The following is a 19,695-nucleotide window of genomic DNA, read 5'->3' as shown; positions in this document are numbered from 1 at the left end:
TATATATAAAATGAGTGTTTTATAAGAAAATGAATATAAAATATAATCAAATAGTAGTGTTAGATGCAAGGATGATAAACATGTCTGGTATCGGGAGATACATTCAAGCTCTAATACCTGCTTTTATACAAAATTTTTCAGAAATAACACTATTAGGTGTGCTTTCCGAAATAAAAAAATTCGACTGGGCCGAGAAAATTAAGGTTATAGAATTAAACGATCATATCTACTCAATAAATGAGCAAATAAGTATTTTTTTAAAAACACCAAAATGTGATATTTTTATAGCCCCACATTATAATGCCCCGATATATTTACCACAAGCAAAAAAAATAGCTGTAATTATTCCTGATACTAACCATTTGGTTTTTAGAAATGATTTGTCATTAATGAAAAGACTTTATGCACAACTTTTTTATAAAATAGCTATAAATAAAGATATAATTTTTACAATTTCAGATTTTTCAAAATCTGAAATTGTAAAGTTTACCAACTGCGCCTCGGCTAAAATAATAGTAGCTAAATTGGCAATTGATAAAGAGCATTTCAAAAAACTAGATCAAGAGATAAAATTAACAAGCTTCCCTGAATTTGAAAAATATCAAAGCTCAAATTATATATTGTATATAGGGAATATTAAACCACATAAAAATTTGAAGCGAGCATTATTGGCTTTCGTGAAAGCTGCAATAAATTATCCTGATTTGAGATTTTTAATAGTAGGAAAGAAGGATAATTTTTTGACAGGGGATAATGAAGTATTTGATTTGGTTAAGCAGAATAATTATTTAACAGAAAAGGTAGATTTTACAGGGCATGTTTCCGATTTACATTTAGCATTTCTATATAAACATGCAAAACTTTTCTTATTTCCAACATTGTATGAAGGTTTTGGACTACCACCATTAGAGGCTATGTTTTTTGGATGCCCTATTATTGTATCAAAAGAAGGATCTTTACCAGAAATATGCGGGGATGCGGCCTATTATTGTAATGCTTATGATATTGATGATATTGCTAAAGCTATTACAACAATAATGTTGAATAAAAATCTACGTGAAAAGTTGATTGACAAGGGGGTTGCAAAAGTTAATGAATACGATTGGTCGGTTTTTACAACTGCTGTTGTAAAAGGTTTACTACAATAAAAAAGAGTTAAATATTAGTTCAGCATTTATATAATAAAAATGAAAATCGCTTTAATTACGGGCATTACGGGTCAAGATGGCGCCTACCTATTAGAATTTCTTCTAAATAAAGATTATGAAGTTCATGGAATAAAAAGAAGAAGTTCTTTATTTAATACTGACCGTATTGACCATTTATATCAAGATCCTCATAGTGAAAATGTAAGGTTCAAATTACACTATGGCGATTTAAGTGATTCTACAAATTTGATAAGAATTGTACAGCAAGTACAACCTGATGAAATTTACAATTTAGGGGCAATGTCTCATGTTCAGGTGAGCTTTGAAACGCCCGAATATACAGCAAACGCCGATGGTATCGGAACGCTAAGATTGCTGGAGGCTATACGGATATTGGGGCTTGAAAAAAAGACGAAAATATACCAGGCATCTACTTCTGAGTTGTATGGTTTAGTTCAGGCAGTACCGCAATCAGAAACAACACCTTTTTACCCGCGCAGTCCTTATGCAGTGGCTAAAATGTATGCTTACTGGATAACTGTAAATTATCGCGAAGCATACGGAATGTTTGCTTGTAATGGTATTTTGTTTAACCATGAAAGCCCATTAAGAGGAGAAACATTTGTTACCAGGAAAATTACAAGGGCGGTTGCAAAAATAGCTTTGGGTTTTCAAGATAAATTACACTTAGGAAATTTAGATGCCCAACGTGATTGGGGCCATGCAAAGGATTATATTGAAGCTATGTGGCTTATTTTACAACAAGAAAAGCCGGAAGACTTTGTTATCGCTACCGGGGTAACCACTATGGTTAGGGAGTTTGTAAAAATGTCATTTAACGAAGTTGGTATAAATGTTGAGTTTAAAGGCGAGGGCGTTAATGAAAAAGGCTACGTAGTTTCTTGCAGTAATTTAAATTACCAATTGTCTGTAGGTACTGAGGTGGTGGCGGTTGATCCTAAATATTTTAGGCCAACTGAAGTTGATTTGCTTATTGGCGACCCAACTAAATCAAACACAAAACTTGGCTGGAAACCTAAATACGATTTGAGCATGCTTGTAAAAGAAATGGTTGCAGCTGATATGGATACTTTCACTAAAGAGAAATTACTTAAAGACTCTGGCTATGTGGTTAAAAATCAATTTGAGTAAGTTTGCGGGGGAATTGGAAGTTCAAACAAAATCTAACTTATGACTAAAACTGCAATTATATCGGGTGTTACCGGACAGGATGGCGCTTACCTTGCTCAATTATTAATTAATGAAAACTATAAAGTTGTTGGATTAACCAGAAGCTACAATAATTTTAATAGTAGAAGTTTTAAATACCTGGGCATTGATGATAAAATTATAATTGAGGAATGTGACCTGCTGGATTTTTCAAGTATTATAAAAATTCTTATAAAATATAAGCCAGATGAATTTTATAACTTGGGGGCGCAAAGTTCTGTAGGTGCTTCATTTGAACAGCCCATCGGTACAATTAACTATAATACACAATCTGTTTTAAATATATTGGAAAGTGTGCGGATATTAACCATGGATACAAAAGTTTACCAGGCATCAAGCAGTGAAATGTATGGTCAGGTAAAGTCATTACCTGTAAGCGAAAAAACGCCGTTGCATCCATTAAGTCCGTATGCGATATCAAAAGCTTCAGGATATTGGATAGGTGTTAATTATCGTGAATCGTATGGTGTTCATTGTGTAAATGGGGTGCTTTTTAATCATGAGTCTTATTTAAGAAGTCCTAATTTTTTTGTTAAAAAAGTAATTAGAACTTCTTTGGAAATAAAAAATGGTATAAAAAGTCATCTTCATGTCGGTCACATCGATATAAAAAGAGATTTTGGGTATGCCCCCGATTATGTAAAAGCAATGTGGCTATCTTTGCAGCAAAATAAAGCGGATGACTATTTGATATGTTCAGGCAAGTCAATTTATTTACGTGATATTATTAATTATACCTTTGATTATCTAGGTATAAAGAAAGATAGGTTGATAGAGGATCCATCACTGTTCAGACCAACAGATATTGAAGACATATATGGTGATAATACTAAAGCAAAATCAGCATTGAAATGGGAGTATGATAAATCTTTTTTCAATGTTTTGGATATTTTAATAGAGGAAGAAAAAGAAAATTTATAATAATGAAAGTAGCCATTGTTCATGATGAATTGATGAGAAGGGGAGGGGCAGAGCAAGTGGTGCTTACTATGCTTAAAGCTTTCCCTAACGCAGACGTATTTACCCTTGCCTATGACCCTAACGGAACTTATCCGGAGTTTAAGCAATTCCATATTACGGCCTCTTGGTTTCAACGGTTGGCTGTAAATGTAAAAACAATGCACACACTTTATTTCCCATTTGCTATATGGGCAATGAAAAGTTTAAAAGTCAACAATTACGATGTAGTAATAATATCAAATACACATTGCGCCAAATACGTAAATATTGATCCCGCATCTAAAGTCTTTATTTATACCTATACGCCGTTTAGGCTGGCGTGGAACCCGGAGTCGTACACGCAATATATAAATGCCCATGGCATAAAAAGATGGGTATTTGACTACGTTATAAAATATTTAAAAAAGGTTGATGCCCGCGAAGCCCAAAAAGGCGATTATTATTTGGGCATGACAGAAGAAACCTCTGAGAGGATTAGAAAGGCTTACAAAGTTTCTGATGTAATGATAATACGCCCTGATGTAAAATGCAGATTTTTTTCAATATCGGATAAACCTAAAGAATATTTCCTGCTGGTATCACGCCTCGAGTACTATAAAAAGGCAGATCTGGCTATAAAAGCTTTCAATAAATTGGGATATAAACTAATTATTGTAGGAAACGGTACCAAGGCCGAAGAGTTAAAAGCCATGTCAAATGATAATATTGAGTTTAAAAAAGGATTATCAAATGAAGAATTGGCAGATTTATATGCTAATTGTAAGGCACTTATTTTCCCGCAGCATGAAGATTATGGTATAACACCATTAGAGGCCAATGCATCAGGCAGACCTGTTATAGCATATGGCGTTGGCGGTATAAAAGCTACTATGATCCCTTACAAAGACGATTCACTAAAATCAACAGCTATCTTCTTTAATGAGCAAACGGTGAAATCTTTATGCCGGGCTATCGAAAAATTTGAACAGCTTGAATTCGATCCGTTATTCATAAAAAATCATGCAGAGAAATTCGACGAAGAAGTATTTATATCGGAAATAAAAGAATTTGTAAATAAAAAATATAAAGAAACTCCAGATAAAAAGGTCGTTACAGAAGCTTTTTAGTGTATTTTTTAGCTTCTTATAATTTGATATAATGAAGCATTTGTGCAGAAAAAAAATAGAATTACTTGTTGTTTAATACAAATATATAAGAGGATTGCCTAAATTAATTAGCCTTATTTAAGGCAAGCATAAACACTAATTAATTTATATTTGTCAAATAATAAAATCAGCTACCAACGCTAAATAGTTAAGTATGTTATCGAATGAATAATATATTTAGCATATTTGTAATGAAGATTACATTAAAAATGTAATTAATAATTAGCGCTATTTATGATAGCGTTTTTATTTTCTCAATGATACACAGATACACTACTTTTATAAAAGCTATTAATCTTACTATAGACTATGTTATACTAAACATAAGTATGATTATAACCTATTTTATCGTTGATAATACTTCCCCATTTTGGACAGATAATCATTACTTGCCAGTTGTATTGGTTTTTAATTTAATATGGTTATTAGCTGCTAATATTACAGGTTTATACGAACATGTTTTAACCAAAGATTCAATAAAAACATATCGGGGTGTAATAAAAACATATCTTCTTTTTTTAAGTTTTGTAGGTTTTACTGCAGTTATCTTAATAGGTACAAAGTCCTATTTTATAACTCGCGAATATTTAATTTACTCGTTAATTATATTTGGATTCTTGTTGAGTATTTGGAAACTCATTTTCTTGAGCATACGTAAAAGTGAGCGAGCTTCATTGATTGATAACAGAACTTTTGTTATAGTTGGGGGGGGGCGAATAGGACAAGATTTGCATCAATTTTTTGCAAGCAATCCAGAATTGGGCTATAAATTGATGGGTTTCTTTGATGATAACCCAGAAAATATAAAGTATAAAGATATATATAGTGGTTTAATAAAAGATTGTATACGATATGTAATATCAAATAATATTGATGAAATATTTTGCACCCTTCCCAATTCAGAATCTGATAAAGTAGAGCAATTAATGTTAGAGGCTGATAAAAACTTAATTAGGTTTAAGTTTGTACCTGAATATTTTGATTTTGCAAAAAGACCAACCTATATAGAAAATTTTGGACATATACCGGTAATATCTGTACGACCAGAGCCACTTGAAAATATGCTAAATAGAGTTATAAAGCGATTATTTGATTGTATATTTTCATTATTCATCATACTATTCGTTTTTAGCTGGCTTTTTCCAATACTGGCAATACTAATTAAATTAGGATCTAAAGGTCCAATATTTTTTGTTCAGATAAGATCAGGTAGAAACAACAAACCTTTTAAATGCTACAAATTTAGAAGCATGAAGGTTAATGTAGATTCACATAAAAAGCAGGCTACGCGTAATGATACGCGTATTACCAATTTAGGTTCCTTTTTACGCAGATCAAGTTTAGATGAGCTACCTCAATTTTTTAATGTTTTAATAGGCAATATGTCGGTAGTTGGTCCCAGACCTCACATGATTAGCCATACCAAACAATATGCACAATTGATAGACAAATTTATGGTTAGGCACTTTCTTAAACCAGGCATTACAGGCTATGCGCAGATCAATGGTCTAAGAGGAGAAACAAAAACGACTGATGCTATGCTTCAACGTGTAGAAGCTGATGTATGGTATCTGGAGAATTGGTCATTCCTGCTTGACCTTAAAATCATTTTCCTTACTATTTGGAATTCGTTAAAAGGCGATGAAAATGCATTTTAACATACCATTATTACCTATTGCTATTTTAGATAATTTATAGAAGTAAATAGAAGCAAAATAGTAGTAGTCTGACTTCATTGATACATTTTATATTGTTAAAATGGAACTAAAATAAAAAATAATTAAAATTCAAATTGCTTGTTGGAAGAGCTATATTTGAATAATTTAGGTTCCTATGAATAAAAAAAATCTACTCATACTATTTATTTTCTTTATCTCTTGTAAGACGCATGTAAACAATGAGGTTACTGTTTATAATAATGATTTCGAAACCAATAACTTATCTAACATCCGCAACGGATTTTTAGAACAATATAATGGTTCTACTGTTTTGGGACGGTATAATTGCAATGATAATAAGGGCTATTTTAACTTAACACTTAATAATTTACCTAAACATGATCTGATTACCATATCATTTGATCTCTATATTCATGATAGTTGGGATGGAAATAAATCTGCTCCTGATGGCCCGGATATATGGCAAATGCTGGTAGATGGAAACCTGTACGTTAATACTACATTTTCAAATAGTATATGTCCGGCAGGTGGCTTTTGCTCTCCCCAATCCTATCCAAATGATTATCCAAATAACTATAATAATCCCAAAACAGGCGCTTATAGAACCGATTTGCCCGGAGTTTGTCTTTCTGCTGGACCTAACGGAACAACACAATATAAAATTACAAAAACCTTTAGGCATACAAATAATACCCTGTTATTACAATGCTTAGATAAATTGGTTCAACCTAATTCTCCTGATCCAAAGTGCGATGAAAGTTGGTCGGTAGATAATATCAACATCAAAGCAATTACCTTATGAAAATCATAAAGCTTACAATTATAGGCGTCCTATTGGTTTTTATTCAAGCTCAGATTCATGCGCAGTCCCTACCGGTAGGGACTACTGCTGTAGAGGATTATTATAGAAGAGCGCAATTGTTGGGAGCTACGGATACAACAGTATCTTTTATGGTTCGGCCATTATTTCCAAATTATATTGATAAAAAAGCAGATGCGTTTTATCCGGATAGTACGGAGAAACGTTATAATGTAATGAACGCAACCAGTTCATGGCAAAGTAAAGATGGAAAACTAAAGGCCAGCCTTTTGCCCTTGACCATTCAAACTCAGTTTAATTCTGATCATCCGTATGGGTGGAATGATGGTTTAATGATACCTGCTAAGGGCTCACAAACGTTAATTAGCCTGGGAATATTTGCGAAATACGGTTTGTTAACTGTTCAATTCAGGCCAGAGTTAGTTATAGCTGAAAATTCTAATTTCGAAAATTTTAACAAAAATCACTATGATGTTATTTTTGCCCGATATTATGACATCTATAACAATATTGATCTGCCGGTTCAATTCGGTACAGGTAGTTATAACCGAATATCTTGGGGACAAAGCAGCATACGATTAAACTTTAAATCTTTGTCTTTTGGTTTATCCACTGAAAATTTGTGGTGGGGGCCGGGTATTCGTAATTCGTTATTGATGAGTAATAGTGCACCGGGTTTCCCGCATTTAACACTAAATACATTGCATCCCGTGCAAACACCTATAGGTTCTTTTGAAGGACAATTAATTGCCGGAGCTCTGAATAATTCAGGTTTCCCACCACTGGAACCTGATCATTATTATTTCGGTACTGATCTATATGTACGAAAACAGAATGAGTGGAGATATTTGGCGGGTATTATTATAACATGGCAACCAAAGTGGGTTCCCGGTTTGTTTTTAGGCTTTGATCAAAGTTCACAAACCTATGGTAAAAATTTGAGTAGTATTAGAGATTATTTGCCGCTTTTTTCTCCTGTTAAGCAAACAAATGCGCCAGATAATCCTATTAGTAAGTCAGATCAATTAAGTTCAGTATTTATGCGCTGGCTTTGGCCACAAGAGCATGCTGAAATTTATTTTGAATATGGCCAATATAATAATACCCAAGATTTTCTTCAGCAATTATTAACACCTAATAATTCGCGTGCCTATATTTTCGGTATTAGAAAAATTTTACCATTTAATCACTCGCATGATGAAAATATCATGATTAGTGTTGAAGCTACTCAATTACAGGAAACTTCTGTCAATGATATTTTGAATAGAAAAGAATGGTATGTTAGCCAAAATATACGGCAGGGCTATACAAATATGGGGGAAGTATTGGGGGCAGGTATTGGACCAGGTGCTAATTTACAGTCGGTAGATGTTAGCTGGATAAAAGGATTAAAAAAAATAGGATTGCAAATTGAACGTTACGTTCATAATAATGATTTTTATTATTATGCATTTGCTGATAGCAAAGATTATACAAGACATTGGGTAGATATGAGTTTAGCTTTTAACGGTGAATGGAACTACAAGAACTTTGTTTTTAATGCTAAACTTCAGGGTATACAATCATTAGATTATCAATGGGCCTTAAAGCAACCAGGAGACGATATTACCTTTGCAAACCAGGTAAGTAAGTTTAACCTTCAAATTCAGACAGGTGTTAATTATAGGTTTTAACCGATAATCAAAATGAAAAATATATATATTGCATATTTAATACATTTATTTACTTTCATAATTTTTTACAGTAAGGTAAGCGCACAATCAATCCCTGTAGGGACACCCGTTCTTGATGATTATTATAGAAGAATGCAGCTCCTTGGTAAAATTGACACAAACCTATCTTTCACAGTTCGTCCAATTTCCTCTACTTCTATAAATGCTCATAACGCATATGATCCGGATAGTACGCTTGCAAAAGACCATTGGGTTCAGGCTGGTCCGGTTTCTTTTGCTAAAGGGTTGGGTGTTTTTCAAATATTACCATTAACGTGGCAACAGCAATTTAATTCAGATCATCCCTACGGTTGGAATGACGGAGCAATGATACCGGCCAAAGGTTATCAAACAATGATTAGTGGAGGTTTTTACTTTAAACTTGGACCTTTAAGTATACAACTACGCCCCGAATTTGTTTATGCAGTTAACCCGGCATTTAACGGGTATGCTTCTGGTCATTCTGATCAGGAAGTGGCTAATTATTATCAGTTTCATAGCTTAATAGATTGGCCGGAACGATACGGTAACGGAGCTTATAGGAAAGCATTTTGGGGGCAAAGCAGTATTAGGTTAACTTTTGGCTCTGTATCTGTGGGGCTTTCAAATGAAAATTTATGGTGGGGACCAGGCATAAGTAACGCGCTAATTTTAACAAATAATGCTCCGGGATTTAAGCACGTTACAGTAAATACAGTTAAGCCTGTAAAAACACCCATTGGGTTTTTTGAGGGGCAAATAATTGGAGGAAAGTTAGAAAATTCTAACTTTCCAGCGCTTTTAACTACTTCTTTATCAGATGGAACAAATTTAGTATACCCCGCAAGAAATGAGTGGCGTTATCTTGCCGGATTAAATATTAATTATCATCCTAAATGGATACCCAATTTTACTTTAGGTTTTATAAGAACCTTTGTATCTTATAGTGGGGATGTTAAAAGCTTCAGTGATTATATCCCATTTTTTACACCATTTCAAAAGAAAAGTATTAATAATGGTATTGGCGATGCTTATCCTCGCGAACAACAAACCTCTATATATAGCAGATGGTTATTTCCTAAAGCTCAAGCAGAGGTTTATTTTGAATATGGGGTAACTGATAATTCTTATAATTTCAATGATTTTATAGGTTCGCCAGATCATGCAAGGGCTTATGTTTTTGGTTTCAGAAAGATGATCGCAATTCCCGGCTCTTCTGAACAACATATCGTAATTAGTTCTGAAATCACTCAACTTTCATTAACTGCAGAACGAATAGTACGTACAGGATCGGGATTATGGTATGTAAATTATCAGTTATTACAAGGTGATACCCAGGAAGGACAGGTTTTTGGAGCTGGTATAGGCCCGGGAGGTAATATACAATCTATGGATATTAGTTGGGTATCAGGCTTAAAAAAATTGGGAATTAGATTTGAGCGATATGAACATGATGTTGATTTTTATCATGAATTCTTTCCCGATATCAATGGTAATAGCAGGAGTTGGGTAGACTTTGCCTTTGGTTTGCAGGGGGAATGGAACTACAAGAATTTAATATTTAATGCAAAACTACAGCAGATTAAATCGTTCAATTATGAATGGATATTAAAAGATTATGTTCCGGGTAATTATTACATCCCGCATAATGATGTGTATAATTTCCATGGTGAGCTGGGCGTAACCTTTAGATTTTAGTTTCTTTACGGGTTAATAATATATAAAAGCTAAATATTATTCCCAATAATAGCATGCCGGTTGGAATGGCTATATAAAATTTAAGCTTGTTCTTTTTTAAAGGTAATTCTGGTTCATCAACAATTTGAACTGTCGGTGTTTCTTGGGCAAGCATAGTTTTGCTGGATTCTAAGTTTTTAACTGTTTCAGAATAAACAGTCGATAACACAATTTTATCACGCTCTTTTACTTCAATGTTAGCATTTGCTGTTGTGTAAGCAGGATTTAGGTCTAATATGCTTTGATTGGCCACAGCTACTGAATAAGTTTTATGATTAAGAATTATACCAATACTATCTGCACGTTTTTGTAAACGGGTTACATTATCTCTTAATCTTTTGGTTTTTGTGCTGATAAAAAAATCTGTTGACTGATTAATCATCCTGGTACAAAAAAGCTGGGCCAGTTTTTCATCTTTCATGGTAGCATTTACTTCAAAAAAGCCTAACTTTTTATCGGTCTTGGCTATCCCAAATTCATCCGCTAAAATCAATTCGGTCATTTCATGCAGTAAACTATCTTGTAATCGCGTATTATTAATACCATTTAATGGAAAACGGATTATTTTGCCATCAGGACTATATTTCAGCCACTTGCTATTTAGCTTATTTACCGTGGCATACCGGTCTGCAAGTGTTTGGGTGGTATCGTAAGCAGTTATGAGCGTTTTCTTAATTAGCTTACGACTTTTAATTAATTCTTCAACATTATCACCGGCTAATACACCGCTGGCGCCGCCTAATCCGTCCAGGTTAAAGCCAGCTAACCCAGCCAGAGCAGATAAGCCACCACCACCTCCGGACGATTTTGAATCATCTACAACAAAAGTTAATCTTGCTGTATAAGTAGGTCTTTTTAGCCACGCAGCTAATGCACCTAATAAAGCACCAATTATTATAACCAGCGCTAATGATTTTTTAAATTTTAAAACGTATTTAATATCGCTAACACGGTCATTAAGCAACTTTTTAAGAGAGAATTCCGGCTCGTAAGGATAATTAGAATTTTCCTGGCTCATATTATTTATGTAAAATAGCTATAATACTTACTATTGCGGTTAATGCGGCTGCGATACCACTTATGTCTCCTAAGCTTATTTTAAATTTAGAATCAGGTGTTTTTTCAGGCACTATAATTTTGCTTCCAGGTTTTACTTTTGGGTAATTTCGGAAGAATAAAAAATGCCTGACAGGTTGATTTAAGCCATCAGGGTATTTAATATATGCACCTTTTAGCCGTGCATTTTCTGTAGTCCCTGCGGCAGCATTAATATAGTATTTAAATCTACTTCCTTTATAGCTTATATATTGCGGATTATTAACGGCTCCTGCTACTTCTACATATGAAATTACACGGGGCACATATACACTGTCTCCAGGCAATAATATCATATTTTTATTAGCGGTAGGATTACCAGTTGTAGAAGCAAGATCAAGATTTACACGTATACCTTTTCTATAAACCTGGGCATTTTCAAGAGAGCCATAGGGTGTAACGCCGCCGGCGCGCTTTAAAAAATCAAGCGCTGTTTCATCCCGTCTTTGCACGGGATAATCTCCTGGAAACAATACTTCGCCTTTAATTTGTACATTGCCTAATCCCCGGTAGTTAACTAAACGCGGTACATTAATAAAATCCATTGGCTGTAGTTCCATATCGATGTTCGGATCGGCTTTATTGCTCATATCTACAATAATATCATTAACTAATTGGTTAGCTACGCTATCAGATGAGTTTTTAATTGTTCTGGATACTATAACATGATGGTCGGCCGCCTCATCTTTAAATCCACCGGCCATTGCAATTACATCAGCTAACTTAATACCTTTGCGATAGATAAATACATTTGGTTTTCTAACAAACCCTTCTATAATTATTTTTTGGTTAGATGTAAACACATCGCGGTTAAAAATCATAATCGAGTCTTCACGTAATAACGGGATGTCATTTTTACCATTGACAATATCACCCGGAACAAAAGATATTGAAACCTTTTCAAGATCCGGCATGGTTCTGCTAATAATACCCTTATCCATGTAAGCCTCGGGTTTTAATCCCTGGGCATTTTTTAACAGTTGAGCAAGTGTAAGGCCTGCAGTAAGCTCGTATATATCCGGGCGATAAACAGCACCTTCCAATACAATTCTGTTAGTATAGCGATTTGTTACAGCTCCAATAGTCATCATATCACCATTGTGGGGTATATAATTTGAAAACATATTAGCCGGAACATCCTTTACTTCATGCTGCAGGTCGTTTATCTGGTCAATTTTTGCAATACCTTTATACGCGATATCAGTAAATCCGCCTGCGTATTTGATCAGGTCATTCAATGTTTCTCCTTCTTTTAACTCATAAATAGCAGGTCTTTTTATTTCGCCGCTAATTCCTGCTCTTTTTTTGTAAACCGGAAAATTAATCACATCCTGATCTTCAAGGCGGATATCAACATTTACTGAGTTTAGTAAAAAGTCATAAAAGTCAACAGTCTTATAAAGCTTGTTATTTCTTATTATCTGGATGTTTCTTAATGAGCCGTTTTGATTAGGGCCACCTGAATAATATAGTACATTAGATAAACTGGCCAATGAAGAAATGATAATTGGCTGTGGCGTGTTTACTTCTCCTTTTATAATAATATTAATGCGGCGCGTATTTCCTAAATTTATAGCTAATTGTGTTTGCCCTGTTTTTAAAGCAGGGTAACTTTTAACCATTTTGTTTTTAATTATGGCGGTAGCCTGTTCAATAGTAAATCCGTTTAAATACACGGTTCCGGCGTGTGGGATAAGCAGTTTTCCTTCCGGACTAATTACTGAGCCTTGCTCTGTGCTTTCATTTAACCCGGTTAACAGTATGATCAACTCATCGCCGGGCCCCAATACGTAGCTTTTTGGGGTTGCAACAGAAAAATTCGGTTCAGGTTTCATATTTGACCGGTTAAAAAAATTAGCGCCATATACCTGTAATTTTTGAGGTGGGGGAGGTGGCACATCATTCTTAACCACACTGGGCATAGTTACCGAATCGTCCTTATTTCTTGAGAAATCTATTTTTTTCTTTGTACTTATTGAGGACGATTTATTATTTGTTTTGCTATTTAGTCCCAATAAAGTTACCCGATCTTTTAAATTTTGTATTTCGTCTGGAGGCATCCCTCCCTGGAGCGCTGCTGCATAAATATCTTTTTCAGACATACCCTTGTTCTGAAGTTGTTGCCAATACATGGTTATCTGTTCATCAGTTAACTGATTTACTTTCATGCTCTTTAACTTGTCTAAAGATATAGGCGTTTGCTGGGCCAGGGCCGGGTTTGAAAAATTGAGCGAAAAAAGAAAAAGTAAAATGTATAGAAGGTATTTAATGCGCATGTAAAATTTTTATATGAAACTAAACGGTACAAATATAAAATATTATATTAGTCTAAAGCTATATTGATAAGTTGCTTAATTGCCGGTTGCCAGGTGTTAAAACTCATAATGCAGGAATAAGTTTTTGCAGGCCCTCAAAATGTTTTTCGGTATTAATTAGCTGGTTAATATGTTGATTGGCATTTTTACCCATTTGCAATATCAAGTCTATATCAGTAAATAATGATTTTATAAGATCAGCCAACTGATTATGATTACCAGGTTCAAACAGCAGCCCGGTTTGGTTATTAATAACCATCTCGGGTATAGCTCCAATAGCCGATCCTATAACCGGTTTGCCCAATGCCATGGCCTCAACTACCGTAAAACCTAAAACCTCATACCACTCTGAAGCACATATCAGAAACTCGGCCCCGTTAATTATCTGTAGCGTTTCTTGTTTGTTTTTTTTGCCTAAAAAGGTAACATTAGTTAGCTGATGGGTTTCTTTAAATTCTTTTAATGCTGGTTCCTGGGTCCCATCGCCAATTATTTTAAGTTGTATATCGCGACAAGCTAACATAGCATTTAACACTGTATGCGCGCCTTTTATTTTTTCGAGCCGGCCAGTAAAAACAATGTATTTTTCATCACCGGCTTTGGGTGCCAATTTTGCCGTTTCAATTTCTGCATAATCATAACCGTGATATAATTGCACCAGCTTATCACTAAAAAAATTAAAGGCTTTAAATTTTTCATATAAAAAAACAGACGGGCATACATAATGATCTACATACTCATAATAATTTAAATACTTATGTACATAGTTTTCCAGAGCGGCAACGGTACTGGCCAGGTATGATCCTTTTTTGCATGAATGTGTAATACAATTATAAAAAGCGCCGTCAAAACATCGTTCGCATATTTGGCCATGGCTAATAAATGTACCTTCCGGGCAAATAGGAATGTACTCATGCAGTGTCCAGATTATCGGAATGTTTTTTTGTTTTAAAACTTTTAAAATGATAGGAGTAATGTGGTGATGGATAACATTGATATGCGCAAAATCTATTTTAACATCAGATAATAGTTTTTCTAAATTTTTTTGAGCTTCGAAAGAATAAATACTTTTCATAACCACTTTTATACCTGCGGTTAAACTGCGCCTGTTAATTTTTTTATAATCAATGTTTTCAATAAAGTAATCTGACCATGGAGACGGAAAGTTTCTGTCATCCTTCATTGAAAATGGTATAACATGATGTCCCCTATCCTCATATATTTTAGTTAAGTTTTCAACATATGTCCAATCTCCTCCACTTGGGTACCATGACCAGTTAACAACAAGAATATTCATTTATCAGCTATTTAAATCAATGTTATCCAGATTTTTTATTGGTTAATATTAAAGCAAACCAAATCCCAAAGATGCTTGTAATTAATCATAGTTATTATGATTTTTTTATTTTTTAAATATCCCGCCATATAAAGGTTTAAAACCAAGATTTTACTGAATTAAAGCATTGACTTGGGAGAAATAGAACTATGCATAGAGGCTGTAATTATGTGGTTTTTCCTGGCAAATTAATTCCGGTTTTTAATCCAGCTTCTTATTTTTTAGTACGTTTGCGACGTTTGGAGTTGCTATAAGCTTGCTTGTAAAAACAACGCCAATTGATTAGTATTGTATAATTCTGTATTTACTACAAAATGAATAATGAAGTTAAAATATGCTTAAAAATTTCGCGATAAACATTTCTACAAAAAACAGGCAAAAAAAGTATGAGTATTTTTTAAAACAATTAAAACCCGATAAGGATACCAAAATTTTAGATGTGGGTTTCACCGATGACGATCCGTACCCAGGGATTAATTTTCTTGAAAGGAACTATCCTTATAAAAAAAATATAACCGCGCTTGGAATAGAAGATGCACCTACATTTAAAAAAAATTTCCCGGAAGTAAAAGTTGTATTATATGAAGGAAGTCATTTCCCTTTTGCAGATAAGGAATTTGATATAGCCTGGTCAAATGCAGTAATTGAGCATGTAGGCAGTTATGATAAGCAATTACTTTTCCTTAGTGAATTGATTAGGACAAGTAAAAGCATTTTTATTACTACTCCAAATCGTTGGTTTCCTATTGAGGTTCATACCAGGCTGCCTTTTTTACACTATTTGCCCAAAAAATATTTTGATAAAATTCTTCGGGTTATAGGCAAAACATGGGCATCTGGCGATTACATGAATTTACTTAGCATAGATGATATAAAAGAGATGTTAAATGAGCTTAATATTAAAGATTACATTATCAAAAGGAATAAAAAGTTCTTCTCAACTATGGATTTTGTTTTGATTGTAAAACAGTAATAAAAAAACAAATCATTATACTCTTTTTGCTCATATAGCACGATTTTATTATTAGACAAACAAACAAAATTCAATAATACTTGTAGTAAGCCATATAAAATGATACTTGTAGTACTATTTAGTTAATAAGAAAAAAAACTTGATATAAATTTTTTGTTTTTTAATTTTTAACGGCATTTGCTTATGAATTAGTATATAAAGTACCAAAGCATTTTTAATTGAATTATCAAAATATTAATTTATTGATTAGATTTTTAAAAGAAATATACTTGTAATGACCTAAAAAAGGTTAATTTTGAAAAGTGAAGGTTAACAAATGCCCTATTGCAATTTAAACATCTACCGGATGTTACCCATTATGGTTTTAACGTTTATATGAAAAAAAAAATTTACATTGCTGGTGCTGGTGGAATGCTTGGTGAAGCTTTTTATCGCATATTTAAAGATGATTACGAAGTTAAATGCACAGATAAGGATGTAAATGAGAGTTGGCTTAGCTTTTTAGACTTCCGTAATTTTGAAGGCTACAAAAAAGATGTAGAAGCATTTAAACCCGATTATTTGTTTCACTTAGGTGCTTATACCGATCTTGAATACTGCGAGCTTAACCTTGACGATACCTATCTTACTAATACCACTGCTGTAGAAAACGCTGTTTTTATTGCTAATAAATTAAATATACCTATGCTATATATTAGCACAGCGGGGATATTTGATGGTACAAAAGATTTTTATGATGATTGGGACGAACCTAATCCCCTTGGTCATTATGCCCGCTCAAAATATATGGGCGAACGTTATGTGCGCGAAAACGCAACCAGGTATATTATTTGCCGTGCAGGCTGGATGATGGGCGGAGGTCCGGATAAAGACAAGAAATTTATAAATAAATTAATTAAACAATTAGCAAACGGCAAACGCGATTTGCATATTGTAAATGATAAAGACGGTACACCAACTTTTACTGTTGATTTTGCAAAAAATGTTAAGCTTTTAATTGAAAGAGAATACTGGGGCCTTTACAATATGGTTTGTAATGGTGAAACCAGTAGGCGGGAAGTGGCTGAAGAATTAGTAAAAATTTTAGACCTGGATGATGAGGTAACTGTTAATGAGGTTTCTTCAAGCTACTTTGAAGATGTTTATTTTGCACCAAGGCCCCCGTCAGAGAGATTGATCAACAAAAAGCTCGAACTAAGAAACATGAATATTATGCGTGATTGGAAAATTGCGTTAAAAGAATATATTGATGATTACTATATAGATTATTTGAAGGAAAAAAATATTTATCCGGTAAAAGAGCAAATTACTTTATAAATATTTACTTTAGATAATGCGTATTGCTGCTTTTGGCTTCCGGTCAATCCCTTTAGCAAAAGGTGCTGCCGGAGCAGATAAATTTGCACTTGAGCTATTTCCAAGACTTGTAGCCCGCGGACATACTGTTATTGCCTATAACAGAAGGTATCCTGATGTATTTGTTGATGTTGATGAGTATAAAGGTGTGAAAATAAAAACCTTTAAAACTACCCCCAAGACTGGGTTTGATACCCTTTTGCATTCCCTTAAATGTACCTTTGATATTATACTCAATAACACTGCCGACATTGTTCATATACAAAACGGAGGTAATAGTATTTGGGCCCTGCCGTTACGCCTATTTGGTAAAAAAGTGTTTATAAGCCAGGATGGTGTAGATTGGAAGAGAGATAAATGGCCCTGGTATGGTAAACTTTATTTAAAATTATCTGCTTTTTTAACTGCCTACTTACCCAACCAGGTAATATTTGATAACGTAATAGCAAAGAAACTTTTTGAAGAAAGATTTAATAAGCAGTTTAAGTTTATACCCTTTGGCAGCGAAGTTGAGGCCGGAACAGGTAACACCGATATTTTAGCAGAGTATGGTATTGAAAAAGGCGAATATTATTTATTTGTAGGGCGGTTTATACCTGATAAAGGGTTGCATTATTTGATCCCGGCATTTAAAAATTCAAAATCTGATAAAAAACTGGTTTTGATAGGTGGGTCGCCAAACCCATCACCATATGAAAAACAGTTGCTTGATATGGCAAATGACCGGGTTATATTTCCCGGGTATGTGTATGGTAACGATGTGAATACGTTAATGTGTAATTCCTATTGCTACATTCAACCTTCGGATGTTGAGGGCCTGTCGCCTGTTGTGTTAACGGTAATGGGCTTAAATGTGCCTATGATAGTTAGTGATATTGAAGAAAATGTATATGCGGTTCTAGATACGGCACGTAAATTCAAAAAAGGCAATATTAGCTCGTTAACCGAAGAAATAAATTTTTGCGAAGATAACTACCCCCAAATGCTAATTCTCGCTCAAAAGTCTCGGGAGCGCGCGTTAAGTGTATTTAATTGGGAAAACGTTGCCGACGAGCACATACAGGTTTTTAATAGCTAAACAGCTTTCCTAAATAGCTCTACTAATTGCAAAGCCGTGTTATGCCATGAAAAAAACCTTAAGCGTTCACGGCCCTTATTGATCATATCTGCTCTTAAATCTTCGTTATCTGCTACAGTTTTTATATTTAAGAATATGTCTTCAATATCAAAAGGATCAAATTGTAAAACCGCATTACCGCCAATTTCAGGAAGGCAGGTGTTGTTTGCAACCAGTACCGGCAAATCATGATTAAACGCCTCTAATATCGGTAGTCCAAACCCTTCATTAATAGAAGGGAAAACGTACATTAAGGCATTATCATAAAGCTGGCTTAATGCTGCATCAGTTATATAGCCTGTTAACACAATATCATTTTTAAGCGTAGTATCAGCAATTGCATTTAATATCAGTTGATAATCATCGCTGCCAAATTTGTTAACCGGTGTAGGGCCGGCTAAAACTAATTTCAACTCCGGATATCCCATGTTTTTAAGCTTGCTAAACGCATATATAAGCGCGGGGATATTTTTCCGTTTATACATAGAGCCTACATGTAATATATATTGGCGCGAGGTTAATGAAAATACTCTCAGTATAGAGCCGGTTTCGTTAATGTCTCCATCAAATTTAAAAGTTTTTGCACCTTCATGCACAACAACCAGCTTTTCATTAATAATGTGGGTATAATGATTGATCTGTTTTTTTGCATATGCGGTAGGGGTTGCAACAAATGGCGATCTTTTGGCAGCAGGTACTGCCGTTTTATGATAAAGCCATAGCCATAACTTGCTATAATGTTGGGGCGTTTCAAAAAAAAACGCATCATGAAAAACCGGGATAGTTTTGTAGCCCAAATGTATTAGGGGAACAAAATTATCAGTACAGAAAACAATATCACACCCTTTTGAAAAAGCTTTTAATGGCAATATTAATTGTTTCCATAATTGATACCTTGCATGTTCTATCAGTTTTAGCAATTTGTTACTGCCGGTATAAACAGGTATGCCGGTATCTAAAAAATGAAAGCGCAGATTGTTACTATCCATTTTTTTAAACTCATTACATAGCTCTTCCAGGTAAGTGAGGGTACCGGTTTTGGCTACCCTGAGGTCGCGCACATCTACTGCTATGGTTAATGGTTTTGGCATAC

The 19,695-nt window shown here is 34.2% G+C and carries 15 protein-coding genes; 11 read left to right on the top strand and 4 right to left on the bottom strand.

The features are described from left to right. Positions 1-29 precede the first annotated feature (29 nt). The 8 genes from JWR23_RS11600 (at position 30) to JWR23_RS11565 (ending at position 10,371) form a co-directional block, all read left to right on the top strand. Positions 30-1,148, top strand: a complete 1,119-nt coding sequence (locus JWR23_RS11600) for a glycosyltransferase family 1 protein (protein WP_299516237.1) — start codon at positions 30-32, stop codon at positions 1,146-1,148. 39 nt (positions 1,149-1,187) lie between these two features. Continuing rightward, the gene (gene gmd, locus JWR23_RS11595) at positions 1,188-2,300 is read left to right on the top strand and encodes a GDP-mannose 4,6-dehydratase (protein ID WP_299516235.1); all 1,113 of its coding nucleotides are present in this window, start codon (positions 1,188-1,190) and stop codon (positions 2,298-2,300) included. Positions 2,301-2,339: 39 nt separating this feature from the next. After that, entirely contained in the window at positions 2,340-3,299 is a 960-nt protein-coding gene (locus JWR23_RS11590; protein ID WP_299516233.1) for a GDP-mannose 4,6-dehydratase, read from the top strand. A 2-nt stretch (positions 3,300-3,301) separates the two neighbouring features. Further along, positions 3,302-4,444, top strand: coding sequence for a glycosyltransferase (locus JWR23_RS11585; RefSeq protein WP_299516232.1), 1,143 nt, complete (start codon positions 3,302-3,304; stop codon positions 4,442-4,444). A gap of 296 nt (positions 4,445-4,740) precedes the next feature. Further along, positions 4,741-6,141 carry an undecaprenyl-phosphate glucose phosphotransferase gene (locus JWR23_RS11580; RefSeq protein ID WP_299516230.1) on the top strand — a complete coding sequence of 467 codons (1,401 nt, stop codon included), beginning with the start codon at positions 4,741-4,743 and terminating at the stop codon, positions 6,139-6,141. Between the two features lie 175 nt (positions 6,142-6,316). Then, entirely contained in the window at positions 6,317-6,964 is a 648-nt protein-coding gene (locus tag JWR23_RS11575) for a hypothetical protein (RefSeq protein ID WP_299516229.1), read from the top strand. Continuing rightward, the gene (locus JWR23_RS11570) at positions 6,961-8,655 is read left to right on the top strand and encodes a capsule assembly Wzi family protein (protein WP_299516227.1); all 1,695 of its coding nucleotides are present in this window, start codon (positions 6,961-6,963) and stop codon (positions 8,653-8,655) included. The genes JWR23_RS11575 and JWR23_RS11570 overlap by 4 nt, the downstream gene beginning before the upstream one ends. Positions 8,656-8,667: 12 nt before the next feature. After that, positions 8,668-10,371 (top strand): capsule assembly Wzi family protein, encoded by a 1,704-nt coding sequence (locus JWR23_RS11565; RefSeq protein ID WP_299516225.1) that lies wholly within the window; start codon positions 8,668-8,670, stop codon positions 10,369-10,371. Here the strand turns inward: JWR23_RS11565 and JWR23_RS11560 are convergent. The 3 genes from JWR23_RS11560 to JWR23_RS11550 form a co-directional block, all read right to left on the bottom strand. Continuing rightward, on the bottom strand, positions 10,361-11,428 hold the full coding sequence (locus JWR23_RS11560) for a hypothetical protein (RefSeq protein ID WP_299516223.1): 1,068 nt from the start codon (positions 11,426-11,428) through the stop codon (positions 10,361-10,363). The genes JWR23_RS11565 and JWR23_RS11560 overlap by 11 nt on opposite strands. A gap of 1 nt (position 11,429) precedes the next feature. Further along, a complete protein-coding gene (locus tag JWR23_RS11555) occupies positions 11,430-13,673 on the bottom strand; it encodes an SLBB domain-containing protein (protein WP_299516221.1) in 2,244 nt (747 codons plus the stop codon). A gap of 211 nt (positions 13,674-13,884) precedes the next feature. After that, positions 13,885-15,117: a glycosyltransferase family 4 protein gene (locus JWR23_RS11550; RefSeq protein ID WP_299516219.1), complete on the bottom strand. Its 1,233-nt coding sequence runs from the start codon at positions 15,115-15,117 to the stop codon at positions 13,885-13,887. Between the two features lie 373 nt (positions 15,118-15,490). Between JWR23_RS11550 and JWR23_RS11545 the strand changes: the two genes are divergently transcribed. The 3 genes from JWR23_RS11545 (at position 15,491) to JWR23_RS11535 (ending at position 18,563) form a co-directional block, all read left to right on the top strand. Beyond that, positions 15,491-16,129 (top strand): methyltransferase domain-containing protein, encoded by a 639-nt coding sequence (locus JWR23_RS11545; protein WP_299516217.1) that lies wholly within the window; start codon positions 15,491-15,493, stop codon positions 16,127-16,129. Positions 16,130-16,504: 375 nt separating this feature from the next. Further along, positions 16,505-17,446, top strand: coding sequence for an NAD(P)-dependent oxidoreductase (locus JWR23_RS11540; protein WP_299516216.1), 942 nt, complete (start codon positions 16,505-16,507; stop codon positions 17,444-17,446). A 16-nt stretch (positions 17,447-17,462) separates the two neighbouring features. Next, positions 17,463-18,563, top strand: coding sequence for a glycosyltransferase (locus JWR23_RS11535; protein ID WP_299516215.1), 1,101 nt, complete (start codon positions 17,463-17,465; stop codon positions 18,561-18,563). Here JWR23_RS11535 and JWR23_RS11530 read toward each other — a convergent pair. Beyond that, entirely contained in the window at positions 18,560-19,693 is a 1,134-nt protein-coding gene (locus JWR23_RS11530) for a glycosyltransferase family 1 protein (RefSeq protein ID WP_299516214.1), read from the bottom strand. The two genes, JWR23_RS11535 and JWR23_RS11530, sit on opposite strands and share 4 nt — an antisense overlap. Between the last annotated feature and the right edge of the window lie 2 nt (positions 19,694-19,695).

The organism is Mucilaginibacter sp. (assembly GCF_028288205.1).
Classification (GTDB): domain Bacteria; phylum Bacteroidota; class Bacteroidia; order Sphingobacteriales; family Sphingobacteriaceae; genus Mucilaginibacter.
This window is presented reverse-complemented; position numbering and strand designations above follow the sequence as displayed.

Bases quoted from the DNA above. Each gene is read 5' to 3' on its own strand.
- JWR23_RS11530 (WP_299516214.1), bottom strand. From the start codon at position 19,693: ATGCCAAAACCATTAACCATAGCAGTAGATGTGCGCGACCTCAGGGTA.
- JWR23_RS11600 (WP_299516237.1), top strand. From the start codon at position 30: ATGAATATAAAATATAATCAAATAGTAGTGTTAGATGCAAGGATGATA.
- JWR23_RS11545 (WP_299516217.1), top strand. From the start codon at position 15,491: ATGCTTAAAAATTTCGCGATAAACATTTCTACAAAAAACAGGCAAAAA.
- JWR23_RS11560 (WP_299516223.1), bottom strand. From the start codon at position 11,428: ATGAGCCAGGAAAATTCTAATTATCCTTACGAGCCGGAATTCTCTCTT.
- JWR23_RS11570 (WP_299516227.1), top strand. From the start codon at position 6,961: ATGAAAATCATAAAGCTTACAATTATAGGCGTCCTATTGGTTTTTATT.
- JWR23_RS11585 (WP_299516232.1), top strand. From the start codon at position 3,302: ATGAAAGTAGCCATTGTTCATGATGAATTGATGAGAAGGGGAGGGGCA.
- JWR23_RS11565 (WP_299516225.1), top strand. From the start codon at position 8,668: ATGAAAAATATATATATTGCATATTTAATACATTTATTTACTTTCATA.
- JWR23_RS11575 (WP_299516229.1), top strand. From the start codon at position 6,317: ATGAATAAAAAAAATCTACTCATACTATTTATTTTCTTTATCTCTTGT.
- JWR23_RS11535 (WP_299516215.1), top strand. From the start codon at position 17,463: ATGCGTATTGCTGCTTTTGGCTTCCGGTCAATCCCTTTAGCAAAAGGT.
- JWR23_RS11580 (WP_299516230.1), top strand. From the start codon at position 4,741: ATGATACACAGATACACTACTTTTATAAAAGCTATTAATCTTACTATA.
- JWR23_RS11550 (WP_299516219.1), bottom strand. From the start codon at position 15,117: ATGAATATTCTTGTTGTTAACTGGTCATGGTACCCAAGTGGAGGAGAT.
- JWR23_RS11590 (WP_299516233.1), top strand. From the start codon at position 2,340: ATGACTAAAACTGCAATTATATCGGGTGTTACCGGACAGGATGGCGCT.
- JWR23_RS11555 (WP_299516221.1), bottom strand. From the start codon at position 13,673: ATGAAAGTAAATCAGTTAACTGATGAACAGATAACCATGTATTGGCAA.
- JWR23_RS11540 (WP_299516216.1), top strand. From the start codon at position 16,505: ATGAAAAAAAAAATTTACATTGCTGGTGCTGGTGGAATGCTTGGTGAA.
- gmd (WP_299516235.1), top strand. From the start codon at position 1,188: ATGAAAATCGCTTTAATTACGGGCATTACGGGTCAAGATGGCGCCTAC.